The 13,203-nt window shown below is 71.0% G+C and carries 12 protein-coding genes and 1 riboswitch; of the genes, 5 read left to right on the top strand and 7 right to left on the bottom strand.

Annotated features, from left to right (window positions below; translation table 11 throughout):
* Positions 1-18: 18 nt before the first annotated feature.
* Complete coding sequence (locus ACIQMX_RS06040) at positions 19-735, top strand: TetR/AcrR family transcriptional regulator (protein ID WP_402475300.1); 717 nt, start codon at positions 19-21, stop codon at positions 733-735.
* A 150-nt stretch (positions 736-885) separates the two neighbouring features.
* Positions 886-2,226, top strand: a complete 1,341-nt coding sequence (locus ACIQMX_RS06045; protein ID WP_402475302.1) for an alpha/beta hydrolase family protein — start codon at positions 886-888, stop codon at positions 2,224-2,226.
* Positions 2,227-2,359: 133 nt separating this feature from the next.
* Here the strand turns inward: ACIQMX_RS06045 and groL are convergent, their stop codons facing one another.
* The 4 genes from groL to thrC form a co-directional block, all read right to left on the bottom strand.
* Positions 2,360-3,985 (bottom strand): chaperonin GroEL, encoded by a 1,626-nt coding sequence (gene groL, locus ACIQMX_RS06050; RefSeq protein WP_123524516.1) that lies wholly within the window; start codon positions 3,983-3,985, stop codon positions 2,360-2,362.
* A gap of 326 nt (positions 3,986-4,311) precedes the next feature.
* Complete coding sequence (locus tag ACIQMX_RS06055; RefSeq protein WP_003967346.1) at positions 4,312-4,518, bottom strand: cold-shock protein; 207 nt, start codon at positions 4,516-4,518, stop codon at positions 4,312-4,314.
* Positions 4,519-4,963: 445 nt separating this feature from the next.
* Entirely contained in the window at positions 4,964-5,242 is a 279-nt protein-coding gene (locus ACIQMX_RS06060; protein WP_328949760.1) for a MoaD/ThiS family protein, read from the bottom strand.
* A gap of 30 nt (positions 5,243-5,272) precedes the next feature.
* Complete coding sequence (thrC, locus tag ACIQMX_RS06065; RefSeq protein WP_402475307.1) at positions 5,273-6,565, bottom strand: threonine synthase; 1,293 nt, start codon at positions 6,563-6,565, stop codon at positions 5,273-5,275.
* Between the two features lie 17 nt (positions 6,566-6,582).
* Positions 6,583-6,709: riboswitch (SAM riboswitch) on the bottom strand.
* Between the two features lie 153 nt (positions 6,710-6,862).
* Between thrC and ACIQMX_RS06070 the strand changes: the two genes are divergently transcribed.
* A complete protein-coding gene (locus tag ACIQMX_RS06070) occupies positions 6,863-7,813 on the top strand; it encodes a glucosyl-3-phosphoglycerate synthase (RefSeq protein ID WP_148019366.1) in 951 nt (316 codons plus the stop codon).
* A 53-nt stretch (positions 7,814-7,866) separates the two neighbouring features.
* On the top strand, positions 7,867-9,258 hold the full coding sequence (locus tag ACIQMX_RS06075) for a trehalose-6-phosphate synthase (RefSeq protein ID WP_402475309.1): 1,392 nt from the start codon (positions 7,867-7,869) through the stop codon (positions 9,256-9,258).
* Between the two features lie 77 nt (positions 9,259-9,335).
* On the opposite strand, the gene otsB is transcribed toward ACIQMX_RS06075, so the two are convergent.
* The 3 genes from otsB to ACIQMX_RS06090 form a co-directional block, all read right to left on the bottom strand.
* Positions 9,336-10,193, bottom strand: a complete 858-nt coding sequence (gene otsB, locus ACIQMX_RS06080) for a trehalose-phosphatase (RefSeq protein WP_363077020.1) — start codon at positions 10,191-10,193, stop codon at positions 9,336-9,338.
* Positions 10,194-10,456: 263 nt separating this feature from the next.
* Positions 10,457-10,726, bottom strand: coding sequence for a DUF3263 domain-containing protein (locus ACIQMX_RS06085; RefSeq protein ID WP_363077022.1), 270 nt, complete (start codon positions 10,724-10,726; stop codon positions 10,457-10,459).
* A 32-nt stretch (positions 10,727-10,758) separates the two neighbouring features.
* Positions 10,759-11,976, bottom strand: a complete 1,218-nt coding sequence (locus ACIQMX_RS06090; RefSeq protein WP_363077091.1) for an extracellular solute-binding protein — start codon at positions 11,974-11,976, stop codon at positions 10,759-10,761.
* 269 nt (positions 11,977-12,245) lie between these two features.
* Between ACIQMX_RS06090 and ACIQMX_RS06095 the strand changes: the two genes are divergently transcribed.
* Complete coding sequence (locus ACIQMX_RS06095; RefSeq protein WP_363077024.1) at positions 12,246-13,154, top strand: sugar isomerase; 909 nt, start codon at positions 12,246-12,248, stop codon at positions 13,152-13,154.
* The last annotated feature ends 49 nt before the right edge of the window (positions 13,155-13,203 follow it).

Genomic DNA, 13,203 nt, shown 5'->3' on the forward strand with positions numbered 1-13,203 from the left:
GAAGGGAACCGCAGGACCGTGACCCGTGCCGAAGGGTCCGGCGCCCCCGGCGTCGACCCCCGCGAACTCTGGCTGACCCCGGACCGGCCCCGCCGGGGGCGCAGGCCCGCCTTCAGCCGTGAGGCCATCACGGTGGCGGCCGTCGCCCTGGCCGACGCCGAGGGAATCGACGCGGTCACCATGCGCCGGGTCGCCGCGGAGGTGGGCGCCGGAGTCATGTCGCTCTACAGCTACGCCCCCGACAAGGAGACGCTGCTGGACCTGATGATCGACCACGTCAACGGCGAACTGCCCGCCTCCGGCCCGCTCACCGGCGACTGGCGGGCCGACCTCAAGGCCATCGGGCACCTCCAGCGCGACCACATGCTCCGCCACCCCTGGCTCGCAACCGCCGTGTCCGCCCGCCGGACCCTGGGCCCCCGCACCCTCGCGTTCCTGGAACACGCCCTGGCCGCCCTGCGTCCCAGCGGCCTCGACGGCGGCGCCCGGCTGGAGGTCTTCGCCCAGCTCACCGCGTTCGTGGCCGGGCACGTGGCCCACGAGGTGGCGCAGGCCGAGGCCGCCCTGTCACCGGACCGGGCCGCGGCCGAGGCGCTCTACCTCGCCGCCGTCGCCGCGGACGGCCACCACCCGGAACTGGCCGAGGCCCTCGCCTCGGCAGGCCGCCCCGTCACCCCCGACGCCACGTTCGCCCGCTTCCTGAACCGCCTGGTCGACGGCCTCGACGCGGGCTGACCGGCCACCCCGCCTCATACCGGGGTACCGGGTGCCGACCCGCCGATTGAGCACCCGGGTATCACGCGACCGGGCACACCGGCGGGGCATCGTGGGGTGTCCGCAGCACGGTGCGCACCGTGCCCGCGCCGTCCGAACGGGGAGAGTCCAGTGACCGCAGTCCCGCGTACCCGCACCCACAACCGCCGGCAGGTGCTCGTCACCGGGCTGGCCGCGACCGCCGCGCCGGCCACGTACGCCGTACCGTCCGTAGCAGCCGGCCGGCCCGGAGCGCGGGCCGGGACCGGGACCGGGGCGGGTTCCGGGGCTGGTTCCGGCGGGGTTCCCCGCTCGCTTCCGACCGCCGAACTGCCCCACCCCACCGGCCCGTTCGACGTCGGCTCCACGACCCTCCGGCTCGTCGACCGCACCCGCACCGACCCGTGGGCACCGGACCTGTCCCCGTACCGCGAGCTCATGGTCAGCGTCCGCTACCCGGCCGCGCCCGGCGGTTCCGCGCCCCGCGTGCCCCAGATGTCGGCTGCCGCGGCCGCCCACTTCGGCGGGCCCGGGGGCGCCGCCGCGCTGAACCTGGGGATGGCGCCGGGGACGGCCGACTGGGGCGCCACGCTCAGCCACGCCCGGCAGGACGCGCCCGTTCACCGCCGGGCCGGGCGGCTGCCCGTCGTCCTCTACTCCCCCGGGCTCGGGGACCCGCGCACCTGGAACACCGCGCTGGTGGACGACCTGGCGAGCCACGGATACGCGGTCGTCACCGTCGACCACACCTACGAGGCCACCGAAGTGGAGTTCCCCGGCGGCAGGCTCGCCACCATGCGGATCTTCGACGGCGCCCCGCCCAACGACCCGGACGCGGTCAGCGCCCTGCTGCGGAAGGTCGTCGCGGTACGGGTGGCCGATACGCGGTTCGTGCTCGACCGGCTGCCGGAGCTGAACCGGACGCGCTTCGGGGACGTACTCGAGCTGCGGCGCATCGGGATGTTCGGCCACTCCGCGGGCGGCTTCACGGCGGCCCAGGCGATGCATGACGACCGCCGGATCCGGGCGGGCGTCAACATGGACGGGCAGATGGACTACGTCGGCGGGGCGCTGCCGGACGGCAGCCGGCTGAGCACGGTGGCGCTCGAAGGGCTCGACCGGCCGCTGCTGCTGATGGGGACGGAGAGCGAGGGGTCGGGCGACTATCGCCGGCAGCCGTCCTGGGCGGCGTTCTGGCGCAACACCCGCGGCTGGAAGGCGAACGTCACGCTGACCGGCTCGCGCCATGCCTCGTACACGGACGCTCAGGTGCTGCTGCCGCAGCTGGCGCGGCAGGGTGCCGAGCCCGCGGACGGTCTGGCCTCCGCGGTCGGGACCGTGCGGCCGGACCGGGCGGCGGCCGCGGGACGGGCGTATGTGACGTCGTTCTTCGGGCGGTGGCTGCGCCGCCACGACGACCACCTGCTGGACGGCCCTTCGGACCGCTTCCCGGAGATGGTGTTCAGCCGCTGAGGCCTTCCCGCCGGATCCGGCCGGAGAGGAAGGACCGAGAGACGGAGAGACGGAGACGGCACCGGCCCCCGGGGACGAATCCCCGGGGGCCGGTGCCGTGTACTGCTGTGCAGGAGCTACCGATCCGTCAGGATCAGAAGTCCATGTCACCGCCGGGCATGCCGCCCGGAGCGCCGCCGGCAGCGGCCTTCTCCGGCTTGTCGGCGATGACGGCCTCGGTGGTGAGGAAGAGCGCGGCGATGGACGCGGCGTTCTGCAGGGCGGAGCGCGTGACCTTCGCCGGGTCGAGAATGCCCTCGGCGATCATGTCGACGTACTCGCCGGTCGCGGCGTTGAGGCCGTGACCGATCGGCAGGTTGCGCACCTTCTCGACGACGACGCCACCCTCGAGACCACCGTTGACGGCGATCTGCTTGAGCGGAGCCTCCAGCGCCAGCTTGACGGCGTTGGCGCCGGTCGCCTCGTCACCCGAGAGCTCGAGCTTCTCGAAGACGGCCGAGGCCTGGAGCAGAGCCACGCCACCACCGGCGACGATGCCCTCCTCGACGGCGGCCTTGGCGTTGCGCACCGCGTCCTCGATGCGGTGCTTGCGCTCCTTGAGCTCGACCTCGGTCGCGGCACCGGCCTTGATGACGGCCACGCCGCCGGCCAGCTTCGCGAGGCGCTCCTGGAGCTTCTCGCGGTCGTAGTCCGAGTCGGAGTTCTCGATCTCGGCACGGATCTGGTTGACGCGACCCTGAACCTGGTCGCTGTCACCGGCGCCGTCGACGATCGTCGTCTCGTCCTTGGTGATGACGACCTTGCGGGCGCGGCCGAGCAGGTCGAGACCGGCGTTCTCCAGCTTGAGGCCGACCTCCTCGGAGATGACGGTGCCACCGGTGAGGATGGCGATGTCGCCGAGCATGGCCTTGCGGCGGTCACCGAAGCCCGGGGCCTTGACGGCGACGGACTTGAAGGTGCCACGGATCTTGTTGACGACCAGGGTCGACAGGGCCTCGCCCTCGACGTCCTCGGCGATGATCAGCAGCGGCTTGCCGGACTGCATGACCTTCTCGAGCAGCGGAAGGAGGTCCTTCACGTTGCTGATCTTCGAGTTCACGATCAGGATGTACGGGTCGTCCAGGGACGACTCCATGCGCTCCATGTCCGTGGCGAAGTACGCCGAGATGTAGCCCTTGTCGAAGCGCATACCCTCGGTGAGCTCGAGCTCCAGACCGAAGGTCTGCGACTCCTCGACGGTGATGACGCCTTCCTTGCCGACCTTGTCCATGGCCTCGGCGATGAGCTCGCCGATCTGGGTGTCAGCGGCGGAGATGGAGGCCGTCGAAGCGATCTGCTCCTTGGTCTCCACGTCCTTGGCCTGCTCCAGGAGGGCGGCGGAGACGGCCTCGACGGCCTTCTCGATGCCCCGCTTGAGAGCCATCGGGTTCGCACCCGCGGCCACGTTGCGAAGGCCCTCGCGGACGAGCGCCTGAGCGAGAACGGTGGCGGTGGTCGTACCGTCGCCGGCGACGTCGTCCGTCTTCTTGGCGACCTCCTTGACCAGCTCCGCACCGATCTTCTCGTACGGGTCCTCCAGCTCGATCTCCTTGGCGATGGAAACACCATCGTTGGTGATCGTGGGGGCGCCCCACTTCTTCTCAAGGACGACGTTGCGGCCCTTGGGGCCGAGGGTGACCTTGACGGCGTCGGCGAGCTGGTTCATGCCGCGCTCAAGACCGCGCCGGGCCTCCTCGTCGAAGGCGATGATCTTGGCCATATGAAGTGGTCCTCCCGGACAGGGGTGGATTTCTCCGGACCGAGTGGCGCCCGCGACGGACGGCCTGCGTGCCTGCCGGTTCCTTGCCCCGGAGGCCTGCGGGCCTCACCGGCCCGGTCCAAGTTTCTGTCACTCTCACCCAGAGAGTGCTAAGCCAATAATTAGCACTCGACCCCCGAGAGTGCAAGCGTCTCCCTCGGAGTGTGGACAGCCACGGGGGGCGCGACGGAAGCGGCCCCGGACGCGCGGAGGGCCCGTACCTGTGGGGTACGGGCCCTCCGTGCGTGAGTAGTGTCGTCGACCGACTGCGTCGAACCCGGCCGGGCTCAGCCGACGGCGAGCTTGACCATGTCCGCCTGCGGCCCCTTCTGGCCCTGCGAGATCTCGAATTCAACTCGCTGACCCTCTTCGAGGGTGCGGTACCCGTCCATCTGGATCGCGCTGTAGTGGACGAAAACATCCGCACCACCGTCGACCGCGATGAAGCCGTACCCCTTCTCCGCGTTGAACCACTTGACGGTGCCCTGAGCCATGCCCAACTCCCCTATTACTGGCCCTTTCACAGGACCGCACTTCGCGGGCCCGGGTCAGAACCCACCCTCCGACAGGAGAGGGTGCGTGCGCCGGAACGCGTCGACCGCGGCCGAATGTATCTGCCCAACTGCCCTCTGCAACAGGTCAATCGGACGAGAATTCTGAGCAGAACCGATCGCCCGAATATGAGGAATTTATGAGATTCCAGGGCAAGTCGGGCCAGGCAAAGGTGACTTATGACGCAAGGAGCTCACACACTTTGGCTGCTTCTTGTCGTGTCCAGGCGCATTCTCGTATGCGGGGGGCACGGGCAGCGGAGGGGGCTTCCCTCACTGTACCCCGCTCAACCATGCAGAATTGCCCCCTCCGCTTCTCTCGCGGAGGGGGCAATCGTGGTCACGCTGTGAAATCGGCCCGGCGGCCGCGAAGGGTCCGGGCCGCGGCTCAGCAGCCGCCGGCGACGGCCGGGATGATCGAGATGCCGGCACCGTCCGGCGTGGCCGCGTCCAGGCCGCCCTCGAAGCGCACGTCGTCGTCGTTGACGTACACGTTCACGAAGCGCCGCAGCTTGCCCTGGTCGTCCAGGACGCGGGCGGCGATGCCCGGGTGGTCCTTCTCCAGGGACTCGATGACCTGGGAGAGGGTCGTGCCCTCGGCCGGGACCTCGGCCTGGCCGCCCGTGTAGGTGCGGAGGATGGTGGGGATACGGACCTTGACGCTCATGGCGGGTGCCCTTCCTTCAGTCTCGGGTGGTCAGCTGGTGGCGAGGCCGGCGGCGCGGAAGGCGTCCAGGCTCGGGCGGATCGTGGCGCTCGCCTGCGAGGTGGCGGCCACGGCGTCCAGCGTCTTGAGGCCGTCACCGGTGTTCAGGACGACGGTGGTGAGCGCCGGGTCCAGCAGACCGGCCTCGATCAGCTTCTTCGTCACGCCGACCGTCACCCCGCCCGCCGTCTCGGCGAAGATGCCCTCGGTCCGGGCCAGCAGCTTGATCGCGTCGACGACCTGCTCGTCGTTGACGTCCTCCACGGCGCCGCCCGTGCGGCGGGCGATGTCCAGGACGTAGGGGCCGTCGGCCGGGTTGCCGATCGCCAGGGACTTGGCGATCGTGTTCGGCTTCTGCGGCCGGACCACGTCGTGCCCGGCCTTGAACGCGGCGGAGACCGGGGAGCAGCCCTCGGCCTGGGCGCCGAAGATCTTGTACGGCTTGTCCTCGACGAGGCCGAGCTTGATCAGCTCCTGGAGACCCTTGTCGATCTTCGTGAGCTGCGAGCCGGACGCGATCGGGATGACGATCTGGTCGGGCAGCTGCCAGCCGAGCTGCTCGCAGATCTCGTACGCGAGGGTCTTGGACCCTTCGCCGTAGTACGGACGCAGGTTGACGTTGACGAAGCCCCAGCCCTCGCCGAGCGGGTCGCCGATGAGCTCGGAGCAGAAGCGGTTGACGTCGTCGTAGTTGCCCTCGATGCCGACCAGCTCGCCGCCGTACACCGCGGCCATGACGACCTTGCCCTGCTCCAGGTCGTGCGGGATGAACACGCAGGAGCGCAGGCCGGCCCGGGCGGCGGCGGCACCGACGGCGCCGGCGAGGTTGCCGGTGGAGGAGCAGGACAGGGTGGTGAATCCGAAGGCGCGGGCGGCCTCGACGGCGATCGCGACGACGCGGTCCTTGAAGGAGTGCGTCGGGTTGCCGGAGTCGTCCTTGACGTACAGACCGCCGGTGACGCCCAGCTCACGGGCGAGGTTGTCGGCCTTGACCAGCTTGGTGAAGCCGGGGTTGATGTTGGGCTTGTCCGCGACATCGGAGGGGACCGGCAGCAGCGGCGCGTAGCGCCAGATGTTGTTGGGTCCGGCCTCGATGCGCTTCTTCAGCTCGTCGGGGGAGCCGCTCGGCAGGTCGTACGCCACTTCGAGCGGCCCGAAACAGGACGCGCAGGCGAAAATGGGGCCGAGTGCGAATCGCTCTCCGCATTCGCGGCAGGAAAGCGCCGCGGCGGGACCGAGGTCCACGGAGGTTTCGGCGGGTGCGGCAACAGTCTCGATAGCCATGATGGCGAGGCCCTTTCTCCTCATCTTCCTCGCGACGCATTTCGTCACGAGACGGAATTGGCACCTTCCCCACCTGACCTCGCGGTCGGCGGGAGGGTTGCCGGGACTTCAACGGGCCGTTCCCTCTGTCCCTCTGGATGAGCGCTGTGGCACTGGACCTTGGATCCAGGCGTTTATCGGCGGACGGACCCCGGCATGCGACGGCCATCTGCGTTGTTCAAGACTGTAACCGAAGCACCGGACTGTTGAGATAGTCGTCCGTACCGCGAGATGGATCACATACAGGGAGTATCGACCGTGCTGGAAGAGGTCGAACGCTGGCTGACCAGGCGTTCCTGGTCAGCCGCCGACCGTCCGCTGGACCGTCTGCTGGACGCCAGGAACGACGCGCACGGCCGCCCCACCGTGAGCGTGGTGCTGCCCGCGCTGAACGAGGCGGAGACGGTCGGGGACATCGTCACGACGATCCGGCGCGAGCTCATGGAGAAGGTCCGGCTGGTCGACGAGCTCGTGGTGATCGATTCCGGCTCGACGGACGCCACCACCGAGGTCGCCCGCCGGGCCGGCGCCCGCGTCGTCCACCGTGACGCGATCCTGCCCCGCGTTCCGGCCGTCCCCGGCAAGGGCGAGGTGCTGTGGCGGTCACTCCTGGTGACCGGCGGCGACATCGTCTGCTTCATCGACGCGGACCTGAAGGACTTCTCGGCGGACTTCGTCTCCGGCATCGTCGGTCCGCTGCTGACCGATCCCTCGGTGCAGTTCGTCAAGGCGATGTACGACCGCCCGTTCGGCGACACCACCGGTCAGGGCGGCCGCGTCACCGAAATGGTGGCACGCCCGCTGCTCAATCTGCACTGGCCCCAGCTGGCCGGATTCGTCCAGCCGCTGGGCGGCGAGTACGCCGTGCGGCGCTCGCTGCTGGAGCGGCTGCCGTTCCCGGTCGGTTACGGAGTGGAGCTGGGCCTGCTCGTCGACGCGCTGCACACGGTCGGCCTGGACGCGCTCGCCCAGGTCGACGTCGGCGTCCGGAAACACCGCCACCAGGACGGCCAGGCGCTCGGCCGGATGGCGGCCGCCATCTACCGGACCGCTCAACTCCGCCTCTCCCGAGGCCATCTGGTCCGCCCGTCGCTGACCCAGTTCGAGCGCGGTGAGCACGGGTTCGTCCCGCGCACCTACCCGGTGGACACCGAGGAGCGGCCGCCGATGCGCGAGATCGAGGAGTACGTTTCACGCCGCGCGGCGTGAGGTGGCCTGCTTTCGCACGTTTGGGCGGTTCATGATCGGGCTAGATTTCGCCCATGGTCTCCGAGCACGCCCCTCAGCCCGCTGCCCAGGTACTCGTCGCGTCGAACCGCGGCCCGGTCTCGTACGCGCTGCGCGAGGACGGCTCCCTCGACGCCAGGCGCGGCGGAGGCGGACTCGTCTCCGGCCTGAGCGCCGTGGACGACAAGATGTGGGTCTGCGCCGCCCTCGGGGACGGTGACCGGGAGGCGGTGCGGCGCGGGGTCGGCGAGCCGGGCGTCCGGATGCTCGACATCGACGCGGACGTGCACGCCGACGCGTACAACGGCATCGCCAACTCGGTGCTCTGGTTCGTCCACCACATGCTCTACCAGACGCCCGTCGAGCCCGTCTTCGACGCGGACTTCCGCCGGCAGTGGGCCTCCTTCGAGACGTACAACCGGGCCTTCGCCGAGGCGCTCGCCGAGGAGGCGGGCGAGGGCGCGGCGGTCCTCGTGCAGGACTACCACCTGGCGCTGGTGCCGGGCATGCTCCGCGAGCTCCGCCCCGACCTGCGGATCGGCCACTTCTCGCACACCCCGTGGGCGCCCGTCGACTACTTCCGGCTGCTGCCCGACGACATCGCCGAGCAGCTGCTGCGCGGCATCCTGGGCGCGGACCGGGCGGCGTTCCTGACCCGCCGCTGGGCGGACGCGTTCATCGGCTGCTGCGCGGAGATCCTGGGCGGCACCGGGCACACCCGGGTCGGGGTGCACGGCCTGGGCGCCGACGCGGACTTCCTGCGCCGCCGCGCCCATGAGCCGGATGTGGACGAGCGGATGGCGGCGCTGCGGGATCAGGTGGGCCCCGGCCGGAAGACGATCGTGCGGGTGGACCGTACGGAGTTGTCCAAGAACATCGTCCGCGGTCTGCACGCCTACCGCGCCCTGCTCGACGAGCGGCCCGAGTGGCGCGGGCGCGTCGTCCACATCGCGTTCGCCTATCCCTCCCGGCAGGACCTGGCGGTCTACCGGGAGTACACGGCCGAGGTCCAGCGCGTCGCCGACTGGGTCAACGAGGCGTACGGGACGGCGGACTGGACCCCGGTCGTCCTCCACGTCAAGGACGACTTCGCCCGCTCGCTGGCGGCGTACCGGCTGGCGGACGTCGCGCTCGTCAACCCGATCCGGGACGGGATGAACCTGGTCGCCAAGGAGGTCCCGGTCGTCTCCGACCACGGCTGCGCGCTGGTGCTGTCGCGGGAGGCGGGGGCGTACGAGGAGCTGGGCGCCGACGCGATCACGGTGAACCCGTACGACGTCTCCGCCACCGCCGCGGCCCTCCACGAGGCACTGACGATGGCGGACGACGAACGGACGGCCCGCACGAAGCGGCTGGCCGCGGCGGCCACCGCGCTGCCGCCGCAGCAGTGGTTCCTGGACCAGCTGGACGCGCTCGGCCAGGGCTGACGCCTCGGCTGAAGGCGCCGGGGCGGAGCCGGCGGGCGGTCGGTGCCGTGACAGGCAACGTCCGCCCCGTCGCGGCACTAGAGGCGCTCGGCCAGGGCTGACAGGAACGCGACGACGGCTCCGGGGCCCGGCACCAACAGATCGGCCCTTTCGGCCAGTTCGGGCACTTCCGCGCTGCCGCTGCAGATCAGCAGGCCGGGAATGCCTTCGGGGCCCTCGGTACGGAGTTTGTCGACGGCCGCGTACGCGGCCAGATCGCCCAGGTCGTCACCGGCGTAGAGCACGGAGCCCGCGCCCGTCTCGTGCACGTACTGGGTGAGGGCCACGCCCTTGTCCATGCCGGAGGGCCGCAACTCCAGCACCAGGCGCCCGGGTTCGACGATCAGCCCGTGGCGGGCGGCGAGCTCGCCCAGGGGGCCGCGCAGGGCCTCGAACGCGGCCTGCGGGTCGGCGGCGCGGCGGGTGTGGACGGCGAGCGCCTGGCCCTTCTCCTCTATCCAGGTGCCCTGCCAGGAGTCGAACCGGTCGAGCACGCCGGGCAGTTCGGCCCGGACCGCGGCGACGCCCGGGTGCGGGGCGGGGGCGCGGACGGTGCCGGAGACGGCGTCCCAGCGTTCGGCGCCGTAGTGGCCGAGGACGACGAGCCGGTCCAGCCCCGCGACCCCTGCGAAGCCGCCGTGGCGGACCGCGACGCCGGCCGGGCGGCCGGTGATCACGGCGATCGACGCGACCTTGGGGGCCAGTGCGGCGAGCGCCTCGACGGCGCCGGGGTGGGCGCGGGCCTGTTCGGGGTCCGGGACGATGTCGGCGAGTGTCCCGTCGAAGTCGAGTGCGATGACGGCGCGGTCGGGCCGGGCGAGGAGCGCGGCGAGGCCCTCCTGTCCGGCGGGGGTGACCGGGGCCGGCAGGGGCGGGGTGTGCGGAGTGCTGCCCATGCGCCCGAGCCTATAGGCGGTGGCCCGTTGGCGGGGGCGTCCGCGGGGGCCCGTCGGTGGGCCCGTCCGCGGGGCCCGTCCGCGGGGGCTCGGGGCCTGCGGCTGGGGCCTGTGCGGGTACTACCGGGGCGCTGCCCCGAACCCCGCTCCTCAATCGCCGGAGGGGCTTGGTCTGGCCGGGGCTCGGTTTGGCCCGGCCCGGACGCCGCGTACCGGTAGCGGCTTGGTCTGGCCAGGCCCGGACGCCGCGTACCGGTACGGGGTCAGCGGCGGCCCCGGCGCGCCTCCCGCACCCGGCGCAGGCGGTTCACCGTCACCGGGTCCTCCTCCAGCGCCCGTACGTCGTCCAGCAGGGCGTTCAGCAGCTGGTAGTAGCGGGTCGGGGAGATGCCCAGCTGTTCCCTGATGGCCCGCTCCTTCGCGCCCGGGCCCGCCCACGACTGGCGCTCGACCGCGAGGACCGCACGGTCCCGGTCGGAGAGGCCGGCGGGAAGGGCCGGATCGTCGGGGCCGTTCGGGGGGAGGGCGGTCATATCAGCCAATATATTGCGCGGGCCGCAGACCGCTACTCCGCGTTCTCGGCCGCCGAGGACTCCTGCGCGATGTGCTGGAGCACGCTCTGCGGGTTCGCGCCCGGCTCGACCGCCTTGCCGATGTTCTCCTTGATCGACTCACTGGCCTGGGCCCAGGACGTCTTGCCGAAGGGGTAGAACTCCGCGTTCGTCAGCGTGGTCAGGAACTGGTGCAGCGGCTTGAACTCGGGGTCGTCCTCCATCGACGCCGACGCGCTGTCCGTGACCGGCAGCAGGTCGTACTTGTCGGCGAACGCGATCACGTTCTCGTCGTTGAACATGAAGTCGAAGAACTTGCCCATCTCCACACGATGGCCGTTCTGCTTGAACCCCATGATCCAGTCGGCGACGCCCATCGACGCCTTGGTGGGTCCGGCCGCGCCGGGCAGCTGCACCATGCCGACGTTCACGCCCTGCTTCTCGGCCTCCTCCATCAGGGTCGGGTGGCCGTTGAGCATGCCGACATCGCCCTTGCTGAACGCCTCGAAGGCCGCGGCCCGGTTGAGCTTGCCGGGGGCGACGGGCCCGACCAGCCGCTTGTCGACGAGGTTCGACTTCAGCCAGTCGAACGTCTTGACGTTCTCCTCCGAGTCGATGTCGTACGAGCCGACGTCGTCGGTGTAGCCACCGCCGCCGCTGAGCAGCCACATCATGGTCTCGGCCTGGGACTCCTCCTGGCCCAGCGGCAGCGCGAACGGGTACTTCACCCCGCGCTGCTTGAGCGCCTCGGCGTCGGAGGCTATGTCGCCCCAGGTGCGCGGGGCCCGGAGGCCCGCCTGGGAGAAGAGGTCCTTGTTGTAGAAGAGAAGCCGGGTGCTGGCCACGAACGGGAGACCGTACTGGACACGGCTGACCCGCCCGGCGTCCGCGAGCTTCGGCAGGAAGTTGGCCTGGGTGGGGATGCTGAGCATCTGGTCGGCGGAGTAGAGCTTGCCGGCCTTGGCGTAGTCCGCGTACGCGCCGATCTGCGCGATGTCGGGAGCCTTTCCGTCCTTCACCATCTCGGCGACCTTGCGGTCGACGTCCGTCCACGGATAGACGGTCACGTCCACCTTGATGCCGGGGTGGGACGCCTCGAAGCTCCGGGCGACTCCGTCCCAGTACGTCCGCGACTTGTTGGCCTCGCCGGTGCCGTAGTCGGCCGCGACGAGTTTCAGCGTGACGTCTCCCGAGCCCCCGTCGCCCCCGCAGCCCGCCAGCGAGACGGTCATCCCCAGTGCGGCGACAGCCGCCGTCAGTCCCAAGTAACGCCGCTGCACAGCCCAGTCCGTCCTCGTCTATTGCGCCACCCACGGCACCCACGTCGGCGTGGGCGTCCTCCGGATGAGCTGCGATTTTGCACCACGCCCGAGAAATGGTCTACACCACGGGGGTATCGCTTCCGCAACACAGCAGCATTGCACGGGACGCGGAGTGACTGCTAAGGAGGTCTCGGCCGGGCCCGACCCGGCCACCGCCCAGGCGCGAGGAGCCGTCCAGCATGTCCCGTACCGCATCAGAAATTGCCACCCAGCCCAGCTGCTGGCGTCGTGCCGCAGAGGCGGGTGCGGCCTTCGACGGGCTGCCGCGTCCGGGCGAGCGGGTCGCCGTGACCGGGTGCGGCACCTCCTGGTTCATGGCCATCGCCTACGCGGCACTGCGGGAGGCCGCCGGACAGGGCGAGACGGACGCGTACGCCTCCTCGGAGTTCCCCGCCGGGCGGGCGTACGACCGGGTCGTGGCGATCACCCGTTCCGGTACGACGAGCGAGGTGCTGGCGCTGCTGGGCGAACTGCGCGGCAAGGTGGCCACCGTCGCGCTGACCGCCGACCCGAAGACGCCGGTCATGGACGCCGCCGACACGGTGGCCGTACTGGACTGGGCGGACGAGGAGTCGGTCGTCCAGACCCGGTTCGCCACCACGGCCCTCGCGTTCCTGCGGGCCGGTCTGGAGGCGGCGGGCCCGCTGCCGGCCGGGGTCAAGACAGTCGCCGAGGCCGCCGTCGACGCGGAACTGGCGGTGACCGAGCCGCTGGACGAGACGGTGGTCGCGGCCGAGCAGTGGACGTTCCTGGGGCGCGGCTGGACGTACGGTCTCGCGCAGGAGGCCGGGCTGAAGATGCGCGAGGCGGCGGGCGCCTGGACCGAGTCGTACCCCGCGATGGAGTACCGGCACGGCCCGATCGCGATCACCGGTCCGAACCGGGTGGCCTGGGTCTTCGGCCCGCTGCCCGAAGGGCTCGCCGGTGAGGTCGCGGCGGTCGGCGGAACGCTCGTCGCGCACCGGTCGGCGGACCCGATGGCCGACCTGATCCGGGCGCAGCGTCTCGCGGTCGTCCTGTCGGAGTCGAAGGGCTACGACCCGGACCATCCGCGCAACCTGTCGCGCAGCGTGATCCTTCCCGGATAGCCCCTCGTCGGCGCGTTGCCGACGGGTTGCGTCCGGGTTGCGGCCGGTT

It is taken from the genome of Streptomyces sp. NPDC091416, from assembly GCF_044756845.1.
GTDB lineage: Bacteria > Actinomycetota > Actinomycetes > Streptomycetales > Streptomycetaceae > Streptomyces.

Bases quoted from the DNA above. Each gene is read 5' to 3' on its own strand.
- groL (WP_123524516.1), bottom strand. From the start codon at position 3,985: ATGGCCAAGATCATCGCCTTCGACGAGGAGGCCCGGCGCGGTCTTGAG.
- ACIQMX_RS06055 (WP_003967346.1), bottom strand. From the start codon at position 4,518: ATGGCTCAGGGCACCGTCAAGTGGTTCAACGCGGAGAAGGGGTACGGC.
- ACIQMX_RS06060 (WP_328949760.1), bottom strand. From the start codon at position 5,242: ATGAGCGTCAAGGTCCGTATCCCCACCATCCTCCGCACCTACACGGGC.
- thrC (WP_402475307.1), bottom strand. From the start codon at position 6,565: ATGGCTATCGAGACTGTTGCCGCACCCGCCGAAACCTCCGTGGACCTC.
- ACIQMX_RS06075 (WP_402475309.1), top strand. From the start codon at position 7,867: ATGGTCTCCGAGCACGCCCCTCAGCCCGCTGCCCAGGTACTCGTCGCG.
- otsB (WP_363077020.1), bottom strand. From the start codon at position 10,193: ATGGGCAGCACTCCGCACACCCCGCCCCTGCCGGCCCCGGTCACCCCC.
- ACIQMX_RS06085 (WP_363077022.1), bottom strand. From the start codon at position 10,726: ATGACCGCCCTCCCCCCGAACGGCCCCGACGATCCGGCCCTTCCCGCC.
- ACIQMX_RS06090 (WP_363077091.1), bottom strand. From the start codon at position 11,976: ATGACCGTCTCGCTGGCGGGCTGCGGGGGCGACGGGGGCTCGGGAGAC.
- ACIQMX_RS06095 (WP_363077024.1), top strand. From the start codon at position 12,246: ATGTCCCGTACCGCATCAGAAATTGCCACCCAGCCCAGCTGCTGGCGT.